General features: G+C 64.6%; 24 protein-coding genes and 1 pseudogene. 14 read left to right on the forward strand and 11 right to left on the reverse strand.

Going from position 1 to position 25,116, the window contains the following annotated elements:
- On the forward strand, positions 1 to 886 hold an 886-nt coding region (locus KVT37_RS04140), incomplete at its 5' end, for a hypothetical protein (protein WP_217569995.1).
- A 133-nt stretch (positions 887 to 1,019) separates the two neighbouring features.
- Here the strand turns inward: KVT37_RS04140 and KVT37_RS04145 are convergent.
- Positions 1,020 to 1,559 (reverse strand): dihydrofolate reductase family protein, encoded by a 540-nt coding sequence (locus tag KVT37_RS04145; protein WP_217569997.1) that lies wholly within the window; start codon positions 1,557 to 1,559, stop codon positions 1,020 to 1,022.
- Positions 1,560 to 1,783: 224 nt separating this feature from the next.
- Here KVT37_RS04145 and KVT37_RS04150 point away from each other — a divergent pair, with 224 nt between their 5' ends.
- Both KVT37_RS04150 and KVT37_RS04155 read left to right on the forward strand, forming a co-directional pair.
- Positions 1,784 to 2,215 carry a hypothetical protein gene (locus KVT37_RS04150; protein WP_217569999.1) on the forward strand — a complete coding sequence of 144 codons (432 nt, stop codon included), beginning with the start codon at positions 1,784 to 1,786 and terminating at the stop codon, positions 2,213 to 2,215.
- On the forward strand, positions 2,215 to 3,081 hold the full coding sequence (locus KVT37_RS04155) for an alpha/beta fold hydrolase (protein WP_217570001.1): 867 nt from the start codon (positions 2,215 to 2,217) through the stop codon (positions 3,079 to 3,081). The genes KVT37_RS04150 and KVT37_RS04155 overlap by 1 nt, the downstream gene beginning before the upstream one ends.
- Before the next feature lie 33 nt (positions 3,082 to 3,114).
- Here the strand turns inward: KVT37_RS04155 and KVT37_RS04160 are convergent, their stop codons facing one another.
- Together KVT37_RS04160 and KVT37_RS04165 are read right to left on the reverse strand one after the other, a co-directional pair.
- Positions 3,115 to 3,702, reverse strand: coding sequence for a hypothetical protein (locus KVT37_RS04160; RefSeq protein WP_217570003.1), 588 nt, complete (start codon positions 3,700 to 3,702; stop codon positions 3,115 to 3,117).
- Complete coding sequence (locus KVT37_RS04165; protein ID WP_217570005.1) at positions 3,699 to 4,892, reverse strand: cytochrome P450; 1,194 nt, start codon at positions 4,890 to 4,892, stop codon at positions 3,699 to 3,701. The genes KVT37_RS04160 and KVT37_RS04165 overlap by 4 nt, the downstream gene beginning before the upstream one ends.
- 275 nt (positions 4,893 to 5,167) lie before the next feature.
- On the opposite strand from KVT37_RS04165, the gene KVT37_RS04170 reads away from it, so the two are divergent.
- The 7 genes from KVT37_RS04170 to KVT37_RS04200 all read left to right on the forward strand — a co-directional run bounded on the left by KVT37_RS04170 (position 5,168) and on the right by KVT37_RS04200 (position 13,684).
- Positions 5,168 to 6,040: an Lpg1974 family pore-forming outer membrane protein gene (locus tag KVT37_RS04170; protein WP_217570007.1), complete on the forward strand. Its 873-nt coding sequence runs from the start codon at positions 5,168 to 5,170 to the stop codon at positions 6,038 to 6,040.
- A gap of 19 nt (positions 6,041 to 6,059) precedes the next feature.
- Positions 6,060 to 6,917, forward strand: coding sequence for an alpha/beta fold hydrolase (locus KVT37_RS04175; protein ID WP_217570009.1), 858 nt, complete (start codon positions 6,060 to 6,062; stop codon positions 6,915 to 6,917).
- 236 nt (positions 6,918 to 7,153) lie between these two features.
- A complete protein-coding gene (locus tag KVT37_RS04180) occupies positions 7,154 to 8,194 on the forward strand; it encodes a LacI family DNA-binding transcriptional regulator (protein WP_217570011.1) in 1,041 nt (346 codons plus the stop codon).
- 76 nt (positions 8,195 to 8,270) lie between these two features.
- Positions 8,271 to 9,518, forward strand: a complete 1,248-nt coding sequence (locus tag KVT37_RS04185) for a sugar ABC transporter substrate-binding protein (RefSeq protein WP_217570013.1) — start codon at positions 8,271 to 8,273, stop codon at positions 9,516 to 9,518.
- Positions 9,519 to 9,895: 377 nt separating this feature from the next.
- The gene (locus KVT37_RS04190; protein ID WP_217570015.1) at positions 9,896 to 10,816 is read left to right on the forward strand and encodes a carbohydrate ABC transporter permease; all 921 of its coding nucleotides are present in this window, start codon (positions 9,896 to 9,898) and stop codon (positions 10,814 to 10,816) included.
- Positions 10,816 to 11,673, forward strand: a complete 858-nt coding sequence (locus KVT37_RS04195; RefSeq protein WP_217570017.1) for a carbohydrate ABC transporter permease — start codon at positions 10,816 to 10,818, stop codon at positions 11,671 to 11,673. The genes KVT37_RS04190 and KVT37_RS04195 overlap by 1 nt, the downstream gene beginning before the upstream one ends.
- Positions 11,674 to 11,698: 25 nt before the next feature.
- Positions 11,699 to 13,684, forward strand: coding sequence for a glycoside hydrolase family 127 protein (locus tag KVT37_RS04200; protein ID WP_217570019.1), 1,986 nt, complete (start codon positions 11,699 to 11,701; stop codon positions 13,682 to 13,684).
- Positions 13,685 to 13,693: 9 nt separating this feature from the next.
- On the opposite strand, the gene KVT37_RS04205 is transcribed toward KVT37_RS04200, so the two are convergent.
- From KVT37_RS04205 to KVT37_RS04215, 3 genes are read right to left on the reverse strand one after another with little or no spacing between them, the layout of a single operon-like run.
- Positions 13,694 to 14,503: an endonuclease/exonuclease/phosphatase family protein gene (locus KVT37_RS04205; protein ID WP_217570021.1), complete on the reverse strand. Its 810-nt coding sequence runs from the start codon at positions 14,501 to 14,503 to the stop codon at positions 13,694 to 13,696.
- Positions 14,504 to 14,525: 22 nt separating this feature from the next.
- The gene (locus KVT37_RS04210) at positions 14,526 to 15,986 is read right to left on the reverse strand and encodes a phospholipase D-like domain-containing protein (protein ID WP_217570023.1); all 1,461 of its coding nucleotides are present in this window, start codon (positions 15,984 to 15,986) and stop codon (positions 14,526 to 14,528) included.
- A gap of 58 nt (positions 15,987 to 16,044) precedes the next feature.
- Entirely contained in the window at positions 16,045 to 16,896 is an 852-nt protein-coding gene (locus KVT37_RS04215) for a LysR family transcriptional regulator (RefSeq protein WP_217570025.1), read from the reverse strand.
- A 220-nt stretch (positions 16,897 to 17,116) separates the two neighbouring features.
- Between KVT37_RS04215 and KVT37_RS04220 the strand changes: the two genes are divergently transcribed.
- Together KVT37_RS04220 and KVT37_RS04225 are read left to right on the forward strand one after the other, a co-directional pair.
- Positions 17,117 to 17,710, forward strand: coding sequence for an ankyrin repeat domain-containing protein (locus tag KVT37_RS04220; protein WP_217570881.1), 594 nt, complete (start codon positions 17,117 to 17,119; stop codon positions 17,708 to 17,710).
- A gap of 47 nt (positions 17,711 to 17,757) precedes the next feature.
- Positions 17,758 to 18,942, forward strand: a complete 1,185-nt coding sequence (locus KVT37_RS04225; RefSeq protein ID WP_254633811.1) for a cyanate transporter — start codon at positions 17,758 to 17,760, stop codon at positions 18,940 to 18,942.
- Positions 18,943 to 18,969: 27 nt separating this feature from the next.
- On the opposite strand, the gene KVT37_RS04230 is transcribed toward KVT37_RS04225, so the two are convergent.
- The 4 genes and pseudogenes from KVT37_RS04230 to KVT37_RS04245 all read right to left on the reverse strand — a co-directional run bounded on the left by KVT37_RS04230 (position 18,970) and on the right by KVT37_RS04245 (position 21,947).
- Positions 18,970 to 19,617: a class I SAM-dependent methyltransferase gene (locus KVT37_RS04230; protein WP_217570027.1), complete on the reverse strand. Its 648-nt coding sequence runs from the start codon at positions 19,615 to 19,617 to the stop codon at positions 18,970 to 18,972.
- 33 nt (positions 19,618 to 19,650) lie between these two features.
- Positions 19,651 to 20,709, reverse strand: a complete 1,059-nt coding sequence (locus tag KVT37_RS04235; protein WP_217570029.1) for an aminopeptidase — start codon at positions 20,707 to 20,709, stop codon at positions 19,651 to 19,653.
- 150 nt (positions 20,710 to 20,859) lie between these two features.
- Positions 20,860 to 21,048: pseudogene (locus KVT37_RS04240) on the reverse strand (hypothetical protein); the annotation flags it as partial.
- 149 nt (positions 21,049 to 21,197) lie between these two features.
- Positions 21,198 to 21,947 (reverse strand): DUF899 family protein, encoded by a 750-nt coding sequence (locus KVT37_RS04245; RefSeq protein ID WP_217570033.1) that lies wholly within the window; start codon positions 21,945 to 21,947, stop codon positions 21,198 to 21,200.
- Positions 21,948 to 22,067: 120 nt separating this feature from the next.
- Here KVT37_RS04245 and KVT37_RS04250 point away from each other — a divergent pair, with 120 nt between their 5' ends.
- Both KVT37_RS04250 and KVT37_RS04255 read left to right on the forward strand, forming a co-directional pair.
- On the forward strand, positions 22,068 to 23,288 hold the full coding sequence (locus tag KVT37_RS04250; RefSeq protein ID WP_217570035.1) for a helix-turn-helix domain-containing protein: 1,221 nt from the start codon (positions 22,068 to 22,070) through the stop codon (positions 23,286 to 23,288).
- Positions 23,289 to 23,355: 67 nt separating this feature from the next.
- Complete coding sequence (locus tag KVT37_RS04255; RefSeq protein ID WP_217570037.1) at positions 23,356 to 23,997, forward strand: DUF5074 domain-containing protein; 642 nt, start codon at positions 23,356 to 23,358, stop codon at positions 23,995 to 23,997.
- A gap of 20 nt (positions 23,998 to 24,017) precedes the next feature.
- On the opposite strand, the gene KVT37_RS04260 is transcribed toward KVT37_RS04255, so the two are convergent.
- Positions 24,018 to 25,106, reverse strand: a complete 1,089-nt coding sequence (locus tag KVT37_RS04260) for an acyltransferase family protein (protein WP_217570038.1) — start codon at positions 25,104 to 25,106, stop codon at positions 24,018 to 24,020.
- Positions 25,107 to 25,116 lie beyond the last annotated feature (10 nt).

A 25,116-nucleotide genomic window follows, 5' to 3' on the forward strand; every position in this document is an offset into this window, starting at 1 on the left:
CACCACCGGCGAGGACTTCGCCAACTTCGTGAAGTTCTCGATCTCGGGCACCAAATACACCGACGCCAATGGCGACGACACGACGACCCATAACGCCGACGACACGCCGCTTGGCGGCATCACCATCAATCTCTATGCCAGCGGCGATCTCAGCCATGCCCTGGCGAGCACGGTAACTGCGGTCGACGGCAGCTATCACTTCGACAATCTCGGCCCGCTCAGCGGCGGCCAGACCTATTTCGTGCAGGAAGTGCTGCCGAACGGCTATGTCGAGACCCTGGGCAAGGACGGCTATATCGTCGCGGCAACCAGCGGCAACAACACCACGGGCGAGGACTTCGCCAACTTCCTGCCACCGACGGGCCAGGGCTTGACGCCTGGCTTCTGGAAGAACCACATCGATATCTTGAACCAGGAGTTGGGTTCGTTCCATCCGGGCTGGAACTCCAACACCTCCTTTGAAACCATCTTCGGTTTCGTGGACCTGAACAAGATCCCCAAAACGCCCTCAATCGCGGATGCGCTGGGAGCCAAGGGTGGTGGCGTGAACCACCTCGAACGCTCGTCGGCGGCGGCGTTCCTCTCTGCTGCCGTCACCGCCGTGCCCGACGGCCCCGGCGGCAAACCGGAGCTCAATTTCAGTTTCTCCGCGGCGACCAGTTCGAACCCGGCCATCATCTCTATTCTCAATCTGATCGACGCGAACCATGATCACACGCTCCAGCCGGGCGAGGTGACTGCCGCGGTGCGGGACGTCCTTAACGATACCGGCGCCCCAACCAACAATTTCGGCCTGACCGGTCAACCGGGGGTCGAGGATGTCGCCAACGCCTTCGACGCGATGAACAACCAGACGCATCCGGACGCCAGCGTTTTCCTCATCTGACGAGCTGTGCGCGAATTTCGTGATCGGGGGCACCTTGCCCCCGATCGTTCTGCGACAAAACGCAATCAGGCACAGGGCTCGCGCGATCAAGCGGGCGGTCACGTCCCTGGCATCAAGGCGGTCTGGAATTGCGCTAAGCGTTCGCGACCGGCTTGTATTCCATCGCCACCACACCGTTGTCGAACGGCACGGCCGACACAAGCTCGAGCGCGACCGGCGCGTCGGACGGAAACAACTGTTTGCCTCGACCGGCGGCTCCCGGATAGACGAGCAGCCGCACGCGGTCGACCAATCCGGCGCCGAGAAGCTGCCGGGCGACGCTCAGGCTGCCATGCACATAGATGTTGCCGCCGGGCTGCTGCTTCAGTCGGGCGACGGCCTGGGGCAGGGGCCCATCGAGCAGCTCGGACGGTTTCCAGTCGACCGTCTTGAGGCCGGTCGAGGCGACATATTTCGGCAGCGCGTTGAAACGATCGGCGAAGTCGCCGGTTTCCGACGGCCAATGTCCAGCAAAGATCTCGTAGGTCAGACGTCCGAGCAGCATGGCGCCGCTGTCGGCAAGCTCGTCCTCCTTGAACCTGGTCATCGCATCGTTCCAGGCGACGTTGGGCAGCAGCTCATGCTCGGCGATGCCGTCGACGGTGATGAATTCGGTGACGATCAATTCTCTCATGGTCATCCCTCCTGGAGCGCGCCGCCTCTCATATTTATTTAGATCATAGAATAATAAGACTGTCGAAGATATAGGGAGGCGGCGCCTGGCGTCAACGCGGGGCTGCCACTCCCATGTTCGAAAAATCGACCTGACAAACGGTAGCGTTGTCCTCGCTCTTTCCCTCTAGCCCCGCGCGGCTTGCTCATCATAGTCTCTCGCGCCGTTTCAAACGCACGAGTCGCATGAGCAAACTTCAATTCAGCCGTGTTCCCGCCAGTCCGGTCTCGCTTGGGCTCGTCTGCAATTTTCTTGCGCACTACCCGCCCTTCGACGCCTACGAGTTCGGGCTGATGGTGAAGACCTTGCGCTATCAGCTCGAGCAGCAGACACATCTCATCGGCTCGGTCGAGGATCAGATCGTCGCCTATGTCGGCTGGATCGTGACCAGCCGCGAGATCGCCGAGGCATGGGTCGCGCATAGCGGCCCGCTCAATCCCGATCCCGACGGCACGGCCATTGCCGCGACGGTGATGGCGACGCGCTCGTCCGCGCATATCCTGCCGCTGATCAAGGAGGCCAAGCTGCTCAACCTCGACAAATCCGTCTATTGGAAACGCGATTTCATCGATGCGCGAGGCGCCATGAAGCGCGCCGTGCGCAAGCGGGACGCCTGATGGACCAGGCATCGCCCGGCGAGGCGCTGACGCAGGAGATTCTTGTCCGGCTCGGCGAGCGCTATGCGTCGATGTTCGTGCGTATCTGGCAGCCGGCGGGCACGCCGCGCGGCAGCGTGTTCTGCCTGCACGGCTTTACCGGAAACGGCTCCGATTTCGACTATCTCGCCGCATTCCTCTGCCGCAACGGTTATCTGGTGGTCTGTCCGGACTTGCTCGGGCGCGGGCGCAGCGCCTATCTCGGCGGCGGCTATGACATCAACGTCTACTATAACTGCCTGCGCGCGCTCGGCCAGTTTGCCGGCAAGGAGAACCATTTCATCGGCTCGTCCTGGGGCGGCACGATCCTTCTTTTGTTTTTGTATATGACCCGTGCGCGCGCCACCAAGGTGGTGCTCAACGACGTTCCCATGCTTGGTGGCGCCAATGTCGACCACATCCGCTCCGAGATCGTGCGCGACAGCGAGGCGCAATTTTCCACCCGCGCCGAGGCCGAGGCCTATGTGCGCTCGACGCGCTCTTTCATGGGGCCGGTCGAGGAGAGCGTCTTCTCGCGCTATGTCGCCAACAAGATCGTTTCCGGCCCCGAAGGTTTTCGCCTGGCTTATGACCCGGCCACGACCGCAAGCTTCGGTTCGATGACCGGTCGCGACTACGACCTGTTCCAGATCGTCGCGAAGCTGCAAGCGCGCTTCCTTCTGATGTATGGTCGCGAGAGCAATTTCATCGACAGGCAGGCCATCGACCGCACCCGTCAGGGCCGGCCGGATCTGTTGGTGGTCGACAATGTGGATGCCGGCCATCCCCCGTCGCTGATGACGCTCGACCAGGCGCTGCTTGTCCTGGGCTTCCTCACGACCGTCTGAAGGCGCGGATGCTCGGCTGCGCCCGGTGCGCGATCAGCCTTCCGCGTCTATCATCTCGATCCGGCACCACGGCCGCCCTTGGCGGGTGATCGAGCAGGCCGTGAGGCCGCGTTCGGTTCTTGGGTCCTTCAGACTGACCAGCTCGATTGTCGCCGCGGGCCGCCGCTCCAGATGCAATGTTCGAAGCAGGAAGCGCCGGCCTGTGGCCGCCTGATAGCGGTTGAAGACCACCGCCAGGATTTCCGAATGGCCGTGTCTGCCCAGAACCAGATAGCGATGGTATCCGGCGCCGCCGGGAAGCGCGACGTGGGCGGCAAGCGCAGGCTCGCTTTCCGCGCGGGGCAGGGCATCCTCCAGATTGGCGACATAGAGATCGACCGATGCGCCATGGCGTGGCGTCAGCGACACCGCTACGGCCGTGGCGGGGCCGCGCTTGAAGCTGATGACGGCACGGTTGGCGATCGGCCGCAGGAATTTCAGCCCAAGGCGGGCGAAGTCGGGGCAGCGGCGCTCGACCAGCGCTGCGACGTCCAGCCCGCGCACGTAGCGGCGCTGGCCGACGCGCGGGAAGGCAAGCTGCTCGCCCTCGGTGAACAGGCGTGTGAGAGGCACCTCGTTCATCGCCGCGCGACGCTGACCGAAGAGCCGGCTGCCGGCCGCAGGGCCAGCGCATAGTCGAAGCGAATCACGTCGTCGGCGCGGCTGAAGCTGAACTGGCGCACCACGGCGCGCACCGCCTCCTTGACCTCCAGCCGCCCGAGCCGGGCGCCGCCGCACATGCGCGGCCCGGTCAGGAATGGGATGAAGGCGCGGCGGTCGTAAGTGTCTTCGATAAATTCCCGCCGGCTGGCATCGAAGGTCCTCGGGTCCGACCAGAAGGCCGGATGCTGGTGAACGCCCACCACCGACAGCAGGATGAGCTGTCCGGGCACCAGCCTGCGACCGTCCAGCGTGGTCTCGGCGCCAACCTCCCGGACGAGGAACGGGATCGGCGGCAGGTAGCGCATCGTCTCGTTGACGATGCAGTCGATGAACGGCGTCTCGGCCGCGTTGCGGTCGATCTCATCCTGGATGCGCTGCTGCACCTTGGCGTTGGCGCCCATCCGGTCGATCACCCACAGAATGGTTGCGACCGTCGTTTCCACGCCGGCAAAGGCGTTCATGACGAACTCCTCCACCGGGGAGAAGCCATCTATGTCCTTGGCCCTGTCCGCGAAGCGCGCCATTTCCGCCGCGGCGCGCGGATCGGCGGCCAGCTGCCCGGCGAAATCGGCGACCACCTGGCGGGCCTCGCCTATGGCGCCATCGCGCTCCGAGGTTGTCGGCGCTACCCAGGAGAAATATTGCAGCCGCCGCAGTACCTCGCGCACACGGTCGATGAGCGAGATCGTCGAGGCGATGTCGGGAACCAGGTTGAACGCACGGTAGAAAATCGTCAGCGAAGCGGCGAACAACGCCTTCTGGATGCCGGCGAGCGTTGCTTCGCTTTGCGACAGACGAGTGGTGTAGACGTCGCAGACCGCGTTCTGCTGCGCCGGCTTGGCCGCCGCGAGATAGGCATCCTGCGTGATTTCGCGTCGTACCGCCCAGTCTTCGTCATTGGTGTTGAAGCGGCTGTAGCCCAATGCCGAGATCATCGAGAAATTCTTGCGGAACAGCGCCGGCGCCTTGACGATGCGGTCGACCGCCTCCGGGTGGTCGAACACCTGCAGGTTGCCGACGCGTTTCTCCGCGCCGCTCTGCTCGCCGCTTTGCGCGTAAAGCGCATAGACGAGACTGTTGAGGACGTCCTCGATCTGCGATTGATTCATGGCCCCCGCCAAGCCCACCGGTCGCGGCGGCCGAACTGTTACGACCCAAAGGCTAGCCATATTTGTTTCGAGTCGAAAGGCCGATCGGTAGCTGGTGGACCTAGCTGTGGCAAAGCTGCAACATCGCGGCAGGAACACATTTCGATAGCTTTCGTCAAAAGTTCCGTTGAGTTAGCTTCGCGCGGGTTTTGGGTTTTAGCTTCCAACGGGGGGAAGGTATGCGGGCGCAAGCTTCCGGCAAATTTCTGGCGACTGTAGCGGCCTCGGCCGCGTCTATGACATCGGTTGGCGTGGCAACGGCCCATGCCACCGAAGCGCAGGTGACCGATCCGTCGGTGATCGATTCGCGCATCAAGATCGCCTTCGAAGGTGCTGTGTTTCAAAACAACGTCCACAGCGACAAGACCGGCCTGGGCGGCAGCGACAAGCTCGGCAACGCCAATGGCGATCTCTACGGCTCGATCGCGCTGACCAAGCAGATCTCGCCCGACGTCGACTGGCGCCTCGCCGGCGCTTTCCACACCGGCAAGGATCGCTCCTGGGATTTCAACGCCTCCACGCCGACCGAGGCGGTCAACTTCAACTATGGCGACGACTTCAATTTCCAGACGCTGGACTTCGATCTCGGCAAGCACGTCAAGATGCAGGCCGCCGACATCCGTTTCTTCGGCGGGTTGCGGCTTGTGCACTCCAAGGAGCATATCGGCATCGGCGAGGGCTTCAGCGAGACCAGCCCGGTCGACAAGAGCGGCAGCGCGGATAAGCTCGGCAAGGCCGAATACTGGGGCATCGGTCCGCATGTCGGCGTCGAAGGCTACTATCCGCTCGGCGAGAAATGGGGGCTGACCGGCTCGGCCTCCGGTGCGGTCATGTGGGGCCGTCGTACTGAAACCGTCTCCTTCGATGTTGTCAGCGACAACCCGAACAACACTCCCGCCCATCAGGAAGGCCACTTCAGCCAAAGCCAGCACTCCAACGAGACGGTCACGAGCTTCGACGCCTCGGCCGGTATCAGCTGGACGCCCTTCACCAACACCACCTTCACCGCGGGCTACAAGGTCGAGCAGTGGCACAATCTGCTGGTCACCGCGGACAAGAAGACCTCGACCTTCAACGGCCCGTTCCTGCGCCTCGAAGTCAAGATGTGACGGAGGCGGCCGGCTGCAGGTGAACGGGGAAGCGGGTTTCGAATCCAGGTTCGCGGCAAACGGTGGCGTCAAACTGCACTACACAGCGGCGGGCTCAGGCCCGCCGATCGTGTTTCTGCACGGCTTTCCCGACCATGGCCTCGGCTGGCGGCGCCAGCTCGAAGCACTCCAGGGCAGATTCAGGGTGCTTGCGCCGGATCTGCGCGGCTTCGGCCAAAGCGATGCCCCGCAAGGTCACGCCAACTACGCACTGATGCCCTGCCTGATCGAGGACGTGCTGGCCGTGCTTGCGGCCGAAGGCATTTCGCAGGCCGCCATCGTCGGCCACGATTGGGGCGGCATGATCGCCTGGTGGCTTGCGATGCGCGTGCCGCAGGTTGTTCGCCGCCTGGTGCTGCTTTCGGCGCCGCACCCGCGCCACTACCTGCGCGCCATATCCGACCCTGCCAATGCCGGCACCATCGACTATATCCGCCGTTTCCAGGGCGTGGCCGACGCCGTCCTGCCGACACCGGATGAACTCGCCGCCTGGGTCGCCGACAAGGCGGAGAGGCAGGCGCTTGTGGAAGCGCTCCGGCGATCCCATCCGGAGGCAATGCTCGGCTATTACCGGGCCAACATCCCGCTGGGCAAAATGCCCGATATCGGCCCGCAGCCGCTGGTCAGGGCGCCGACGCTGGTCCTGTTCGGCGCCGACGATCCGTACATCCCGACCGCCGCTTATGACGGCACCTTTCGCGAAGTCGACAACGTCACGTCGCTGGTGGCGCTCCCCGGCGCCGGCCACTTCATCCACCACCAGGCGGCGGGATTCGTGACGCGCGAAGTGGAGGCGTGGGTGTCGAGGCCGCCGTCGAGCTTTCGAGCTTTGGGGTAGCGGCAGAGGGCCCTGACGTGAACGGCCATGCTTTGGCGCGTCCTTGGCCGACACGATGTCCTTTCATCAGATCGGCTGTCACAAAAAAATCCTTGCCTTCATGTCCATCTTCACTTTTAATCCCATCTGAGAAAACCTTTTCCCAACCCTTCGCTTTCGACATCCGCCCCCCGGTTCGAATGCAGCAGGCCTCAGTGAGAAAAGGTTTTCTCAACCTGGGAGGTCCTGCGCCGAAAATGGTTTCAGACGCCGAGCAAGCGCCTGTCTTTGCCAAGCCCGTCACGCTCCGCGAGGTGGCGGTGGCCGCTGGCGTCAGCGTCGCGACGGCCTCGAAGGCGCTGAACGGGCAGGGACGCATGACCGCCGAGACGCGCGAGCGAATCCGCGAGACGGCCAGGCTGCTCGGCTTCCGGCCAAACAGCCTGGCGCAGAGCCTGCTGCGTCGCCGCTCCTTCACCGTCGGCCTGCTCACCAACGATACCTATGGCCGCTTCTCGCTGCCGCTGATGGCGGGTGTGTCCGACGCGTTGGTCGACAAGGGCGTGTCAGTCTTCCTGTGCAATGTCGAGGACGACACCAGGCTCGGTCAGCTGCATGTCGAGGCCATGCTCGACAAGCGCGTCGACGGCATCATCGCCACCGGAAAACGCATCGACCGCCATCTGCCGGTCGATCTCTCCAATCTGCGCGTGCCCGTCGTCTATGCCTTCACCCGGCCCGATCCCGGCGCGGTCGGCCTCGTTTCCGACGATGCCGGTGGCGCGCGGCTGGCGGTCGAGCATTTTTTGCGGCTTGGGCGCCGGCGCATCGCTCATGTCAGCGGCCCGCCGGGCTTCGGGGTGGTGCATGAGCGCGCCGATGCCTATCGCGCGGTGCTTCAGGAGAACAACCTGCCGATCGGCGAGCCGCTACTTGGGCAGTGGTCGGAAGCCTGGGGTCACGAGGCGGTCGCCAAATTGTTCGGGGGCATGGGCGAGCGGCCGGACGCGGTCTTTTGCGGCAACGACCAGATCGCCCGCGGCGTCATCGACGCGCTGCGCGAGCGCGGCATCCGCGTGCCCGACGATGTCGGCGTCATCGGCTTCGACAATTGGGAGATCGTGGCCGAGGCGACGCGCCCGCCGCTGACCTCCATCGACATGAATTTGGAGAGCCTCGGCCGCGAGGCCGGGCTTGCCCTGCTTTCGCTCGTCGACGGCCGGCCGGCCGCGCCGGGCATCAGGAAACTGCCGTGCCGGCTGGTGGTGCGTCAGTCATGCGGAAGTCCGCCGGAATGAAGCAACAAGGCCGCGCGCCCGGATCCGCCGGACGGCACGGTCGAAAACTGGGAGGAGAACCATGAGGAGGAACAACGTGAAAACCATGCTTGCCAAGCTGGCGCTTGCCGCGGCCGTCATCGGTGGCGGCCTGCAGGCTGCGTCCGCGGAGACCGCCAACATCTGGGTGCGCGCCGACGGCTCGAACTTCATGCCGCGCATCGTCGATGCCTTCAACAAGGCGCATAAGGACCAGATCAAGCTCGACATCATCCCCAATGCCGAGATCATCCCGAAATATGGCGCCGCCGCGGCCGGCGGCACCGCGCCCGACGCGCTGTCCCTCGACCTGATCTACACGCCGTCCTTCGCCGCCGCCGGCCAGCTCGAGGACATCACCGACTGGGCGAAATCCTTGGCCTATTTTTCGAGCTTGTCGCCGGCGCATGTGAAGACCGGCACCTACAAGGACCGCATCTACGGCCTGCCGTTCTCGGCCGACGCGTCGGTGCTGATCTGGAACAAGAAGCTGTTCAAGCAGGCCGGCCTCGACCCCGAGAAGGGGCCGACCAACTGGGCCGAGATCGAGGCCGACGCCGAGAAGGTCAACGCGCTTGGCGGCGACGTCAAGGGCTTCTACTTTTCCGGCAATTGCGGCGGCTGCAACATCTTCACCTTCACGCCGCTGATCTGGGCCTCGGGCGGCGACATCCTGTCGGAAGACGGCTCGAAGGCGACGCTCGACAGCCCGCAACTGCGCGGCGCCATCGACCTCTACCGCTCGATGGTCAAGAAGGGCCTGGTGCCTGAAGGCGCGCAGACCGACACCGGCTCCAATTTCTTCGCCGCCTTTGCCGGCGGCAAGATCGGTATTTCGCCGTCCGGCGCCTTCGCCATCGGCGCGCTCAACACGCAATACCCCGACATCGACTACGGCATCACCTTCCTGCCGGGCAAGGATGGCGGCTGGTCGTCCTTTGCCGGCGGCGACAATTTCGTCGTCACCAAGGGCACCAAGAAAATCGAGGTGGTGAAGCAGTTCCTCGACTTCGCCTATTCGCTGGAGGGGCAGACGATCCTGGCCAAATATGGCAGCCTGCCGGTGCGCAACGACATCGCCAAGGACGCGCTGAAGGATCTCGACCCGCGCTACCAGGTGGCGGCCGAGGCGATGGCCAAGGGCAAGACGCCTTATTCGGTGGTGTTCAACGACCTGATCAACTCCGCCAACGGGCCCTGGACGCAGATGATCAACGAGGTGTTCTTCGGCGACGACGTCGATGGCGCCATCAAGAACGCGCAGGACACCATGCAGTCGATCATCGACCAGGCGCCGAACAAGTAACACCAGGGCCTGCAGGCGGCGAGGAATGCGCAACGCTCGCCGCCGAAAAGCTCTGACCGGCCGCCCGCCCCGTCTCCCTGGGCCGGGCGGCCGGATGATGTATCGTTGAATGGCAGGGTTATCGCGTTGAGACAGCAGTCATACATCTCGATGGACAGCCGGATTGCGATCGGCAGTTCGGGGCGCCGGCGGGCTGGCTCCCCCTTCTCCCCTTGTGGGAGAAGGTGGCCGAGCGTAGCTCGGACGGATGAGGGGTGCTCCAGCGGAGTGAGACGTACGCAATCGCCGCCGCCTCATTCCTTCCAACACCCCTCATCCGTCTCGGCGCTGCGCGCCGATCCACCTTCTCCCACAAGGGGAGAAGGGAAGGTCCAGCTATGACCGCCATCACCGCCGCCTCCGCACCCGCCCGGTCACGCGCCGGCGCCGGCCTGCGGCAATGGGTGGGCCTGCTCTATGTCCTGCCGGCCGTTGCCTTGGTCACCGTCTTCTTCGTCATCCCGCTGGGCATGACGGCCTGGATGTCGCTCAACAACTGGCCGCTGATGGGCGAGCATTCCTTCGTCGGCTTCGACAACTACGTCGCGATTCTGCGCGACACGCGCTTCTGGAACGCGTTGAGGTTCACCTTCTACTACACGGTGATCGTCACCATCGCGATTTTCGCCGTGGCGTTCCCGCTGGCGATCTTCATCGAAAAGCCGCGCGCGCTCACCAACCTCTACCGCACCGCATTCTTCATGCCGGCGGTGGTCGGCTTCGCTTCGGCGAGCCTGCTCTGGTCCTGGCTGCTCAACGTCGATTCCGGCCTGTTCAGCCCCGCCGCTTTCGACCTGGGCCTGACCGAGAAGAAGGTCAATCTTCTCGCCACCTTCCAGCCGGCCTTCTGGTCGATCATCGCCATGGTGGTGTGGAAGGTCGCAGGCTTCACCATGATCATCCTGATGACCGGCCTGCAATCGATCCCGCAGGATCTGCAGGAGGCCGCCGTCATCGACGGGGCAGGGCCGTTCGCCAGGTTCAAAGCGATCACCCTGCCGCTGATGCGCCGCACGCTGGCGCTGGCGCTGATCCTGTCGGTGGCGGGCTCGATCCTTGCCTTCGACCAGTTCTACATCATCCTGCGCGGCGGACCGCGCAACCAGACGCTGACGGCGGTCTATTGGATCTTCAACCAGTCCTTCGTGTCGTTCAAGCTCGGCTACGGCGCCGCACTCTCCATGGTGCTCTTGGCCATTCTGGTGGCGCTCAGCCTCATCCAGCTCTGGCTGCTGCGCAAGCCCGAGGGGCTCGATTGATGGCCGAGGCGATGTCGCAGAGCCGTAAAGCGGGTTTCAGCCTCGCCCGGCATTCGACCGGCATCATCGCCTCGGTGCTGTTTCTGGCGCCGATCGTGTGGACCGTGCTGTCGACCTTCAAGCCGGCGCAGGAAGCGCGCCAGCCGCCGCTGCCGCCCTGGCCGACCACAGGCTTCTCGATCGAGAACTACGAGACGCTGAACTCCTTCGGCGACGGGCTCTGGGTCTCGGCGCAGAACAGCATCTATGTCTCGGTGATGACGGTGCTGCTCTCGGTGCTGGTCAGCGTGCTTGCCGGCTACGGTTTCTCGCGTTTCCGCTTTCCGTTCCGGGATTTCTTCTTCGTCCTGATCCTGTCGACGATCATGATCCCGTTCCAGTCGATCCTGACGCCGATCTTCCTGGTGCTGACCAGGCTCGGCTTGCACAACACGCTGACCGGGCTGGTCTGCGTCTATGTCACGCTGCAGCTGCCCTTCTCGATCTTCATGATGCGCAACGCCTTCGACGCCGTGCCGCGCGAGATCGAGGAGGCGGCGCGCATGGACGGCGCCAACAACGTCACCATGCTCATCAAGGTGATGCTGCCGCTGGTCTGGCCGGGCGTCGTCACCATCGCGCTGTTTGCCTTTCTCGGCGCCTGGAACGAGTTCCTGGCGGCACTGGTGCTGATGACCGACCAGTCCAAGTTCACCCTGCCGGTGATGATGACTGCACTTCAGTCCGGCCGCTTCGGCGCCATCGACTGGGGCGCGGTGCAGGCCGGCGTCACGGTGATGATGGTGCCCTGCCTGATCCTGTTCCTGGCGCTGCAGCGCTTCTACATCCGCGGCCTCATGGCCGGGGCCGTCAAGTAAATCGCATTCGAATGGAGTGAAGTTCATGACCGCACCGCAAGCCGCCGCCAAGGCCGAGACATCCGCCAAACCGAAGCTCGCCTTCCGGCCGTTGCCCGTGCCGCAGGTCGATGTGCGCGGCTTCTGGGGCGACCGTGTCGACGCGGTCGCCGCACGCACGGCCGGGATCCTCTATGACCGCTGCGTCGAGGCGCGCATGCTGGAGCAGATCGACCCGGACGTGCCGTCGCCCGGCGTCGTCATTCCCTTCCACTCGCCGTCACCGGACGAGGCGGCCAATCCCACCTTCACCGGCTCGACGGTGACGACGCAGATGTTCTGGGATTCCGACTGGGGCAAGACCATCGAGACCGCCGCCTATTCGCTCTACCGCCGCCGCAATCCCGAACTGGAGAGCAAGATTGACGCCGTCATCGACCTCTATGAGAAACTGCAGCAACCCGACGGCTATCTCTCCAGCTGGTACCAGCGCATCCAGCCCGGACTGCGCTGGACCAATTTGCGCGACTGCCACGAGCTCTACTGCGCCGGCCATCTGATCGAGGGCGCGGTCGCCTACTACCAGGCGACCGGCAAGCGCAAGCTGCTCGACATCCTGTGCCGCTATGTCGACCACATCGCCTCGCTGTTCGGCCCCGAACCGGAGAAGAAAAAAGGTTACTGTGGCCATGAGGAGATCGAGCTGGCGCTGGTCAAGCTCGCCCGCGCCACCGGCAACCGGAAATACATGGACCTGGCCAAATACTTCATCGATGAGCGTGGCCAGCAGCCGCATTATTTCGACGAGGAGGCGCGCGCCCGCGGCGCCGACCCGAAGGCCTATCACTTCAAGACCTACGAATATAACCAGTCGCACAAGCCGGTGCGTGAGCAGGACAAGGTCGTCGGCCACGCGGTGCGTGCGATGTATCTCTATTCCGGCATGGCCGACATCGCCACCGAATATGGCGACGACACGCTGCGCGTCGCGCTCGACCGTCTCTGGGACGATCTGATGACCAAGAGCCTCTACGTCACCGGCGGCCTCGGGCCGTCGGCGCACAATGAGGGCTTCACCAGCGACTACGACCTGCCCAACGACACCGCCTATGCCGAAACCTGCGCCTCGGTCGGCCTGGTGTTCTGGGCAAGCCGCATGCTCGGCATGGGGCCGAATGCCCGCTACGCCGACATGATGGAGCGCGCGCTCTACAACGGCTCGATCTCCGGCCTGTCGCTCGACGGCTCGCTGTTCTTCTACGAGAACCCGCTGGAGAGCCGGGGCGGCCATCATCGCTGGAAGTGGCACCGCTGCCCGTGCTGTCCGCCCAATATCGGCCGCATGGTGGCCTCGATCGGCAGCTATTTCTACGGTCTCGCCGACGATGCGCTCGCGGTCCATCTCTATGGCGACTCGACCGCGCGCGTCGAGATCGCCGGACGGCAGGTGAGCCTCGTCCAGACCTGCAACTATCCCTGGGACGGCGCGGTCGCGATCGAGGTCGGGCCGGAGGCGCCGGTGGAATTCACGCTCCATTTGCGCATACCTGGCTGGTGCCGCAAGGCGGCGCTCAAGGTGAACGGCAAGCTGGTCGATCTCGAAGCGGTGATCAGCGACGGCTACGCCGCGATCCGCCGCGAATGGCGCCAGGGCGACCGCGTCGAGCTCGACCTCGAAATGTCGATGGCGCGCCTCTTCGCCAACCCGAATGTGCGCCAGGACATCGGCCGCGTGGCGCTGGCGCGCGGCCCGTTGCTCTACTGCGTCGAGGAAACCGATAATGGCGCCGGGCTGCACCGCATCGCCCTGCCGCGCACGGCGAGGCTGGAAGCGAACAAGGAGCCGAACCTGCTCGGCGGCATCGTCACGCTTTCGGCCATTGGCAGCCGGGCCGAAACGGAGAACTGGGGCGCCGATCTCTATCGTCCGGAACCGCCAGTGACTGAAGAAACGAAGCTAAAGGCGGTTCCCTACTTCGCCTGGGACAATCGCGATCCCGGCGAGATGCTGGTCTGGCTGAGGGAAGGGTAGGGCACCGGGCTATAAATGCACGAAGGCCGTCAGCGGCAGGTGGTCGGAGGCGACGCGCGACAGCGGCGTGTCATGCGCCTCCACCGCTGAAACCAGGTCGTGCCGGTTGCCCATGATGCGGTCGAGCGCCAGCACCGGCAGGCCCGATGGGAAAGTCGGCACCGCCGGCGGCGTCGGGCCGAAGGTCGTGTGCAGCGTGTTCAGCGCCGAACGGTTGCCGAGCCGCCATTCGTTGAGATCGCCGAGGAGCAGCGTCGGCCTTTCGTCGGCGCTGCTCATGATGTCGAGCACGACGCGCGCCTGTTCGGAGCGCGAGCGGCGCAACAGGCCGAGATGGGCGGCAATGACGCGCAGGCTGCGTTTCTCGTCGAGATCGATCTCGGCGACCAGCGCCCCGCGCGGCTCCAGCCCCGGCAGCTTGATCTGGTGCACGTCGCGCACGGTGCCGCGCTTGAACAGGAGCACGTTGCCGCGCCAGCCATGCCCCTTGCCGTTGCCGATGACCGGCACCGGCACCAGCCCGGTATCGTGTTCCAGACGGTTGAGGTCGAGCAGCCCGGCCTTGTCGCCGAAGCGGTTGTCGGCTTCCTGCAGCGCGATCACGTCCGGGCTCATTTCGCGGATGACGCGCGCCGTCCTTTCAGGGTCGAATTTTCGGTCGGTGCCGATGCACTTGTGAACGTTGTAGGAGGCAACCACGATCTCGGCGCCGTTGACGCGCTTGCGCGGCGTCGCCTTCGCCTTGCGCGCGTTTCTGCCGCGGATCGTAAGCAGCACGGTCTCGGGGAGGCTGCGGCCTTTTATGTCGTTGATCTCCATGATCCCGAAGCTCGTTCCTGTTCTAAAGATAGGGCGATCCCAGCCACAGCAAGCGGTCGAAGACGCGGATTACGAACGGCCTTTCCTTCAGCGTCTGCAGCGTCACCGGCTGTGCGGTGGAGATGGCGGCCGCGATGCGGGCGTCGATCTCGGCGGCGAAGTTTTGATCCAGCACTTCCATGTCGATCTCGAAATTCAGCCTGAGCGAGCGGGCGTCCAGATTGGAGGAGCCGACATAGGCCCACACGCCGTCGATTGCCATCAGTTTTGAATGGTCGAACGAGCCTTCATGGCGCCAGACGCGGCAATAATGCTTCAACACCTGGTCGAACTGCGCCGTCATCGCATGGTCGACGAGGAAGAGATTGTTCACCGCCGGCACCACGATGTCGATCTCGACGCCACGCCGGCCGGCGGTGGTCAGCGCGCTGATGAATTCGCGATCCGGCAGGAAATAGGGCGACATGATGCGGATCGATTTGCGGGCGACCGAGAAAGCGCCCATCAGCAGCTTCAGGTTGGTTTCGTTCGACGCGTCCGGCCCGCTGGCGACCGCGCGGACCAGCATCGGCTGCCCGGGCGGCGGGATCGTCCGCTCTACCTGCCAGGGTTCGTCCTTCAACGCCTCGTTGCCGGCAAAGCGCCAGTCCTCGGCGGCAACCGAGAACAGATCGGCCACCACCGGCCCGCTGACCTCGAAATGCGTGTCGCGCGAGCTTTCCGAACCGGCGAATTCGGCCGAGAATCCTTTGCGGATATTCATGCCTCCCGTGAACGCCACCATGCCGTCGACGATCAGTATCTTCCTGTGGGTCCTGAGATTGGCATAGGGAAGTCTCAAGCCCATGACGATATTGCCGTTGAAGAGATCGACGGTGACGTCGGCCTCCCTGAGCTGCTTCAGGATGCTCGGCACCGAATAGCGCACGCCGACAGCGTCGATCAGCACCCGCACGGTGACGCCGCGCTTGACCGCATTGCCGAGCGACTCGACGAAAAGCGCCCCGACCGCGTCATTGTCGAAAATATAGGTCTCCAGAAGCACGCTTCTTTGCGCCGCGTCGATCGCCCGGCACATCGCCGCATAGGCCTCGTCGCCGGTCTTGAGCACGGCGATGGTGTTTCCCGAGGTGAGCGGACGCCGCGCCACCCTGTCGCCAAGCGTCTTCAGCCCGGTGAAACGCTGGCCGAATTCGGCGCTGATCAGGGCTTCGAGCGCAACGTCGCGGTCGTGCCTCGCCGCCGCCGCTTCGCTGGAGACGGGGCGCATGGCGCTGATCGTCGCGCGGCGGATGCGGTTGATGCCGGCAATGGCGTAGATGATCGCGCCGAGGAACGGCGACAGGAGCATGACGCCGACCCAGCCGGTGGCGGCGCGCACGTCCTCCTTGGTCATGATGGCGTGCACGATGCCGACCGCCGCCATCGCCAGCGAGAGGATCAGGATAAGCGTCGACCAGTGACTCGCAATCGCCTCGAACATCGGCCCGACTATTGTGCGGACGGGCGCGGAAGGCAATGCGGGCGGGTTACTCCTGCGCTCATTCGGATGCCTTCTGCCTGACCGCAAGGACCGCGGTCATCTGATCGGCCAGCTCCGCGACCGCCCCGGTCTTTTCCCAGGCATAGAGCGAGACAACCATCGAGGGCTCGGCACCAAGCGGCGCGTAGGGCCGCACGCGATGGCCGATCGTCGCGCTCCGGGGCAGCAAAGAAAGGCCAAGCCCGGCCTCCACGCCGACCAGCACGTTGCGGAGACTACTGCCGGCGAAGGCGATGTACCAGCGGCGCTGCCCGCGCTCGATGCGCTCGAACATGGCCTCGCGGTAGAGGCCGCCGGGCGGGAAGGCGACCAGCGGGACCGGATCGGCCCATTCCGATTGGCTATCGGCGCTTTCGAACCACGCCATGGGTTCGGGAAAGCTCGCCCGGCAATCGGGTTCGGCGGCCGCTTCCTTGACCACCACGATGTCGAATTCGCCGGCGCGATAGCGCCGGGTCAGGTCACGGCTGAGGCCTGCGGTGACGTCCAGCCGCGCCGCGCGGTGCCGCCTGGTGAAGTCGCCGAACACCTGCGCCATCGTCGTGTTGACGATGTCCTCCGGCACGCCGATCCGCACCGGCGTGGTGCCGGCCGGATCGCCGAGCGCCGTTTCCGCTTCGTGCTGCAAGGCAAGGATGCGCCGCGCATAGCCAAGCAGGCGCTCGCCCGCGGTCGTCGGCCGGATCGGCCTTGTCTCGCGATCGACGAGGCTTTGGCCGACCGCGTCCTCGAGCCTGGCAAGCTGCTGGCTGATTGTCGACTGCGTCATGTTCAGCCGCTCCGCCGCCTGCGTAAAGCTGCCGGCGTCGGCAATCGCGATGAAGGCACGCAGAAGGCGTGGATCGAGCATCTCCCACTCCGCAGGGGCGTCGAGGTTCTGGATCATCCAAAACCATAATGAAAGGGATGCATACATTTAATTTCTAAATGAAGACGCGCGACCCTATCTGGAAATGCGGACAAGGCCATTCACTGGCCGAATGCTGCGGGAGCCGGGAATGCGTCATCTCTTTTTTGCCTTTGCCTTGCTGGTGCTCGCCTCCGTTTCGGCGACCGCATCAGGAGAAACCATGCGCACGACCCCTTTGCATGCCGCCGCCGCCCGCGATGACGTAGAGGCGATCGGCAGGCTTTTGTCGCAAGGCGCCGTGATCGACGCGCGCGACGGCACCGGCGCCACGCCGCTGCTTGTTGCCACGCATGACAATAAAATTGCCGCCGCCGGGGCGCTGATCGCGGCCGGAGCGAACGTCAACGCCAAGGACAATATCGAGGACAGTCCGTACCTCTACGCCGGCGCGCGCGGGCATCTGGAAATCCTCGAGCTGACGCTGGCGCATGGCGCCGACCTCAAGAGCATCAACCGCTATGGCGGCACCGCGCTCATCCCGGCATCTGAGCGGGGCCATGTCGAGACGGTGCGCACGCTGATCGCGGCCGGCGTCGATGTCGACCATGTCAACAAGCTCGGTTGGACCGCGCTGCTGGAAGCCATCATCCTCGGCGACGGCGGCCAGCGCCACCAGCAGATCGTTTCACTGCTCATCAAGGCTGGAGCCAATGTCGACCTCGCCGACGGCGATGGCGTGACGCCGCTGCGGCATGCGCGTGATCGCGGCTTCAAGGAGATCGAGAAGCTTCTCCTGGCAGCAGGCGCAAGCTGACGCAAGTGGCCGAGACCGTGAGCGAAAAGCAAGGTGCCAAAACCACGTTGAGCCGTTTGCTCATGCTTGCCGTGGTCGCCCTGGTCGGGCTCAACCTTCGGCCGTTCATCACCGGCATCGGCCCACTGGCGGCGAGCGTGCGCGCCGAAACCGGTCTCGGCACACAGGGCATCGCGCTGCTGACGCTGGTGCCGATGCTGCTGATGGGGATCTTCGCCTTTGCCGGGCCTGCCTTGCAGGCACGCATTGGTGCCGGCCGAGCAGTCATCGCGGCGCTCGCCATCCTCGCGCTTGCATCGTTCCTGCGCCTCTTCGTGTCGACGAGCCTTGCCATGGTCGGCACCGCGGCTTTGCTCGGGCTTGGCGCGGCCGTCGTGCAGGCGGTGTTCCCCGGCATCGTCAAGCGGCAATTCCCCCGCCGTGTCAGCCTTGTCATGGGGCTCTATTCATCGATGCTGATGGGCGGCGGCGCGCTTGGCGCGCAACTCGCACCGCTGATCGCCACGGTCTCGGGCGACTGGCATTTCGGCCTCGCCTGGATGGCGCTGCCGGCATTGGTGGCGGTGGCGCTTGCCACAGCCTGCCTGCCGCGCGACGGCGCCCGCCCGCAAGGCGGGAATGCGACGCCGAATTTCCTCAAACGGCCGCGCACCTGGCTTCTGATGGCCTGTTTCGGTCTCGTCAATGGCGGCTATTCCACCTCCGTGGCCTGGCTCGCGCCCTACTACCAGGAGCAGGGCTGGACGAGCGCTTCGAGCGGCGGCCTGCTGGCGGTCATGGCCGTTGGACAGGCGGTTTCGGCCCTGCTTTTGCCAGCCCTTGCCGGCAAGAGCGTCGACCGGCGGCCGTGGCTCTGGTTGACCCTGGCCATGCAGGCGGTTGGTTTTGCAGGCTTGCTCCTGCGGCCAGAGACCGCGCCTTTCGTCCTGGCGCTGCTGCTGGGAGCGGGGCTGGGCGGCTCGTTCTCGCTCACCATGATCGTCGCGCTCGAACATCTGCCGGACCCGGCGGAAGCCGGCGCACTGTCGGCCATGATGCAAGGCGGCGGCTTCCTGATCGCCGCGATTCCGCCATGGATCGTCGCGGTGCTGCACGACATGACCAGCGGTTTCCGGGCCGGCTGGCTGCTGCATCTCGCCTGCATCGCCATCGTGACCGTGCTGACCTTTCGTCTCGCGCCCGACAGCTACGGGCGGGCCATGAGGCTGGTGCCCGAGCCGGTCGCGCTCTGACGGATGAGCGCACCGGTCATAGCCGACCTAAAGCTTCCTGAAGAAGCCTGACAGGATATTCGGACCCGTTTCGCCGGACCGCAGCCTGATCCCGTCCTCGAAGCAGTTCAGCGCCACGCACTCGAAGCCATTATGCGCAAGCAGTGCCACCAGCGAGTCGCGGTCGAAATGGTGCAGGTGCTCGTTGGGCAGGCACATGCGCCACTTGGCGAACCATGTGTCGCCGTCGGCGCCGAGCTCGCGCCAACGGCAATAAGGCACGGCGACGGCCAGGTGGCGGGTCTGGAGGCGTGAGAGGAAACTGAGATCCGGGATGTGCTCAAGCACGTCGAACATGGCGACCAGATCCCACGCGCCGGCGAGCGCCTCTTCCCAATCGACGAAGCGGACGCCCTTGGGCAGGGGGAATTCAGCGATATCGCAGCCGGCACAGTCGGCGACCCCGGTTATCTTGGCGGCCTCGATGAACGTGCCCGTGCCATATCCGATCTCCAGCACGGACCGGGGAATTTCGCCGGTAATGCCAAGCACCCAGCCAAGCCGCTGGTAACCGAGCTTGATGGTCCGGTCGCTCAGGTCCTCGTAATAGGAAATGTATTTCTTGTCGTACTTGATCGGCGTGAAGTCGATCTGGTGGATCACGCCGAACCTGTCCACCTCGTAATTGTCCAGCATCTGCCCGCGCGGCCTCCGGAATTCCTTACGTGGTCAATGACAGGTGGCCGCTGCCTTGAGCGCTTCGGCTCGGGAAGGTCCGGGCAAATTTCCGATCCGTCGAACAGAGGCGTAGAACCTCGGATAATCGCCGGAGCACAGCTCGAACAGGTGAAGGAACGCCGGAACCTGCTCGCCGTAGACGGCGGTCGCGGCAAGCTTTGCGTTGTTGATCGGGCTGTCGAACCAGGCGTCGTAGCCGCGGTATCCGGCCCAGCGCTTGTCGCGCATTTGCCGATAGCGCATCCGCAGCCTGTCGATTGTGGCTGCCTTGGCGGCGGCCATCTGCGCGGCGCTACGCGGGCTTCCATAGACCTGCTTCAGCTCTTCACGGGTTTTCGCTATCAGGTCGAGAAAATCGGCCTTGCGCTTGCGATCGGCTTCGTAGCTGCGCAATCCGGCGCGATTGCCGGTGGCGCGCAGCCATTTCCTCGTGCCGGTGGTTTCGACGGAAACCGCGAAAGCCTCGTTGAACGCGGAGTCGCCGTTCACATAGACTTTCTGGTGCGCCAGCTCGTGGAAGACAAGGCTGGCGATATAGGTGTCGTCCTGGCGAAGCATGGTGCTCAGCAGGGGGTCGCTGAACCAGCCCAAAGTGGAGTATGCGGTGACGCCCGACACATAAACGTCCAGCCCTCGCTGCTGCAGTTCGGCGGCGCTGGCGATCGCGTCTTTCCGCGAAAAGTAACCCCGATAGGGAACGCAGCCAAAGACTGGAAAGCACCATGTTACCGGCGTGAGCGAGAATTGCGGCGCGGCAAAAACGGCCAAGGTCACATTGTCCCGGCCGATGTCGACATAGCTGCGGTAGCTGCTGTTGTCGGGCAGTGCCAGTTCTTCCGTGGCAAAGCGGCGTATGGCGCTCGCCGACGTCAGCTTGGCGCGCAGCGCCTTTGGCGTCGACGGATCATGGATCAGTTTTCCAACATCTTTTCGCGCGGCCATGATCTGCACATGGCCCTCCAGCGACTGCGCATAGTAGGAAATGCTGGTACACCCGGCGACGCCGGACGCGATGATCGCTGCGGCAAGCAATCGAAAAACGCGCTTCACTGCTTGCCCACCGCTTGCTCATCCCCCTTGGAGCAAATGTCTCCCTTTGCTCCAGAGTCTCAAACAGGCGCGCCTGTTTTCGTCAAGGCCTGGAGGGGCAGCGGCTCGGGCGATTTCTCAGCGGTCGTGAGGCCATGTGGCACAACGGCCTCACCTCTGCCGGGCAACCAGCCGCAGCCACGGCGCAAGATGGAACGCTGCCATCAGCAGATACATCGGCACCATGCCACTGAGCACCGAGGCGCCCGACATGCACATCATGTCGTGGCCGCCAGAGACAGCCGTGACCAGCGCCATCGTTGCGAAGGTCGGCGCCGCGGCGAGGCACAGCCAGTCGGCGAGGCCGAAGCCGCTCAGGCCGGTCGGGCGAGGGGAGTCGATGCTCATGATATCCACCTTCTGAGGGCAGGTTTTCAAGCTCATAGGAACAAGGGCGAAGCGATCGGCTCAGGCGGCGCGCGAGTTGCGCCGCCGGAGTCGCTTCAAGTTCAGGCGTCCTTGTTGCGGAACGCCGCTTCGCCGGCATCCGACACCTCGACCCATCTCTGGTCGGGCGCGGCGCCTGCATCGTAATTGTCGTGCCAGTTCCACCATTTGTAGGTCTGCGTCTGCGGATAGCCCTCGGGCGAATCCTCCCACACCTCCTGGCGGCCGAGCGGCGTAATGTCGAGATAGCTCCAGACGGTGCCAAAAGCCTCGTCGCCGCGGTTGTTGACGAAATAGGTGCGGAAGATGCGCTTGCCGTCATGGATGAAGACGTTGTGGCCGTGCCATTCGTCGACGCCGAAATCCTTATCCCAGCTGTCGGTGATGGTGTACCAGGGCATCTTCCAGTCCATCCGCTGCTTCACCCGCTGGATGTCGGCCTGCGGTGCGCGCGAGGCATAGGCAAGCGTGGTGTCGCGGGCGTTGAGATGGGCAAGATTGCCGACCTGGTCGGCGCCGAGCGAGCAGCCGCGGCAGGCGTGTTCCGGCCAGCCATAGACGCCCGGTTCGAAGAAGGCGCGGTAGACGACCAACTGGCGGCGGCCTTCGAAGAGATCGAGCAGGCTCACCTTGCCGTTCGGGCCTTCGAAGACATAGTCCGTCTTGACTTCCATCCATGGCATGCGGCGGCGCTCGGCGGCCAAAGCGTCGCGGGCGCGGGTCAGGGTCTTTTCCTTCACCAGCATCTCTTCATAGGCGCCTTCCCAGGCTTCCTGCGAAACGACCGGCGGTGTCTTCATGTGTTGGGTCATTGCTCTTGTCCCGTTCTTGGGTTTGGTTGGGGGTGACAGGACAGACATAGGGCCGCATGCTTCGATGGTGAGAGTTACAAGTGTGACGCGATTTGCTGCGGCGGGCCCTGAGGCGATGGCATGGACTCGCTGATCAACGCCGCGGGCCGCGCGCTTGCGGCGGGCGATCCGCTCGGCGCCTTGAAGCGCGTCGCGCTGCGCGACGACGCGCCGGCCCTAGCGCTGCGCGGCATCGCGATGGCGCAGCTCGGCGATTTCGCCAAGGCCAAGGCGCTGCTCAAGGACGCCGCCAAGGCCTTCAGTTCGCGGGAGACTGTCGCCCGCGCGCGCTGCGTCGTCGCCGAGGCCGAGATCGCGCTGGTCTCGCGCGACCTCGGCTGGCCGGAAAAGGCGCTGCGATCCGCCCGCGCGACACTTGCCGCGCATGGCGACCGGCTGAATGCCGCCTATGCCGGCAGCCTCGAGGCGCGCCGCCTCATCTTGATCGGCCGCCTCGACGAGGCCGAACGCCTGCTTTCGGATTTCGATCCGGCGCCGCTGCCGCCGGTCGCGCGCGTCGCGCATGAGCTCGCCGCCGCCGGCATCGCGGTCCGGCGTCTGAGGACAAAGGCGGCGCGCTCGGCATTCGGTCGGGCATCGCTTGCCGCCTACCAGGCCAACATTGCGGCGCTGAAGACAGAAGTTGAAACGGCGTCGCTGGTGCTGAACACGCCGGTCGGCCGGCTGATCGCGCGCGGCACTGAGAAAGAGGTGCTGCTCGATGAGGTCGAGGCGCTGTTGAGTTCGGGCGCGCTGGTCGTCGATGCTTGCCGCAATGTCGTGCGCAAGGCCGATAAGGTCGTTTCGCTGGCCAGCCGCCCGGTGCTGTTCGCATTGGCGCGCACGCTCGCCGAGGCCTGGCCGGCGGATGCCTCGCGCGAGACGCTGTTGAGGCGCGCCTTTCGGGCGAAGCACGCCGATGAATCGCATCGCGCGCGGCTCAGGGTCGAGATGGGTCGCCTGCGCGCCGAACTCGGTTCGCTGGCCGAGATCAATGCGACCGCCGCCGGTTTCGCGATAACCCCCCTCAACGCCGCCGAGGTCGTCGTGCTGGCGCCGCCGGTCGAGGACGAGAACGGCGCGGTGCTCGCCTTCCTGACCGATGGCGAATCCTGGTCGAGCTCGGCGCTGGCGATCGCGCTCGGCGCCAGCGCGCGCACCGTTCAGCGCGCGCTGGAGCAGCTTTCAGCCGAGCACAAGGTGCAGGCGGTCGGCCGCGGCCGGGCGCGTCGCTGGATGATGCCGCCCGTCACCGGATTCCCGACCGTCTTGTTACTCCCGGGTCCGCTGCCAAGCGATTAAGCATGTCTCCCGAAAGTGAGCCGGGAACCGATTGTCCGGCGTCTTGTTCGGATCGATGGAGAGAACGATGAAACGAGCGGCTGCAGAAATCCTGCGTGAATACGGACCGTTTCCGGGCGTCGAGCGCGTCAACGGCGTCACCTATGACGGCGAAAATGTCTGGTTCGCGAGCGGCGACAAGCTGAACGCGCTCGACCCTGACAGCGGCGAGATCGTGCGCTCGATCGATGTCGCCTCGCATGCCGGGACCGCCTTTGACGGCGAGTATCTCTACCAGATCGCCGAGGATCGCATCCACAAGGTCGATCCGAAGACCGGCAAGGTCGTCGCCACCATTCCCGCGCCCGGCAATGGCGGCGACTCAGGCATGGCCTGGGCCGAGGGCTCGCTGTGGGTCGGTGAATATCGGGCGCACAAGATCCATCAGATCGATCCTGAAACGGGCAAGGTGATCCGCAGCATCGAATCGAAACGCGTCGTCACCGGCGTCACCTGGGTCGACGGTGAACTCTGGCATGCCACCTGGGAAGGCGAGGAGGGCGATCTGGTGCGTGTCGATCCCGACACGGGCGACGTGCTGCAGGAGTTGGAAATGCCGTCCGGTGTGTCGGGGCTGGAGTCGGACGGCGCCGGTTGCTTCTTCTGTGGCGGCGGCAGCAGCCGCAAGATCAAGGCCGTACGCCGGCCGGGACACGACGCCGGCAAGTAGCGGTTGGGAAGAAGGCGGCCTCAGGCCGCCTCGCGCGCCGGCCGCGACACAGCTTTGCCGGAAACCTTCTTGACGGTCGGCTCGTCGATATGCGCCCAGGCCGGCCGCTCGAACAGGAAGGTGCCGAAGCCGATGCGCTTGACGATGAAGTAGAGCACCACCGGGCTGATGACCGAGACAAGCAGCACCGCGAAGCTCAGCATGCCGGTGTCGGTCAGAAGGCCGCTTGCCATCGCGGCGCCGCGGAAGAGCGACATCGGGATGGTGAACGCGACATAGACGACCAGCGAGTGTTCGCCCAGCCAGCGCAGCCATTCCATCGAAGCGAACTTCGACAGGTAACCGCCGGCGACGCAAAGCGCCACCGCGCCGGCTATGGCGAGCGCAAGATGCAGCGGCGGCCATGCCGCCAGGCCCATCTGCATGCCGATCGGATGCATGGCATAGCCCGGCGAAAAGACAAGCAGGCCGTTGACGAGCGCCCAGGCAAACAGCCCCGCCACGGTCGTTGCCGGCCGTGCTTGCGTCCACTCGACCAGCCTGAACACCAGCGGCGCCATGACGAAGCCGAGATAGAAGAACACGAAATAGGCCGCGAACTGCTCGAGCGCGTAGCTGTCCGGTTTCGGCGCCCACATCTGCAGCGCGGCCGCAAGCGGGATGACGGCCCAGTGCGTCACGTGAAACTCGCGCAGCACGCGAATGACGATGCCGAACACCGCGAGCATATAGATGAACCACAAGACGCCATAGGGCTCGACGGTGGCCATTGCGAGGTCGTGCAGCATGCCGGCCGGATCGCCGCTGAAGATGCCGATCTTCAGGCCGATCGAGATCACCGCCCACAGCACATAGAAATAGAGATAGTGGACGACGCGCCGGTCGATATAGCGCCGCCACGGCCGGTCGATCACCTGCGACAGGAACAGGCCCGAGATCAGGAAGAATTCCGGCATGCGGAAGGGCGTCGCGAAGCCGATCGCATAGTGCAGGAAGCCGATGTCGTTGGTGTATTCGCCGGTGTTGTAGGCGGCATACATCATCACCACCAGGATGATGGAAAGGCCTTTTGCCGTGTCCACCCACGGCATGCGGTTCGGGCTGCTCATACGCGATCTC

The sequence above is a fragment of the Mesorhizobium sp. GbtcB19 genome (assembly GCF_019091085.1).
GTDB lineage: Bacteria > Pseudomonadota > Alphaproteobacteria > Rhizobiales > Rhizobiaceae > Mesorhizobium.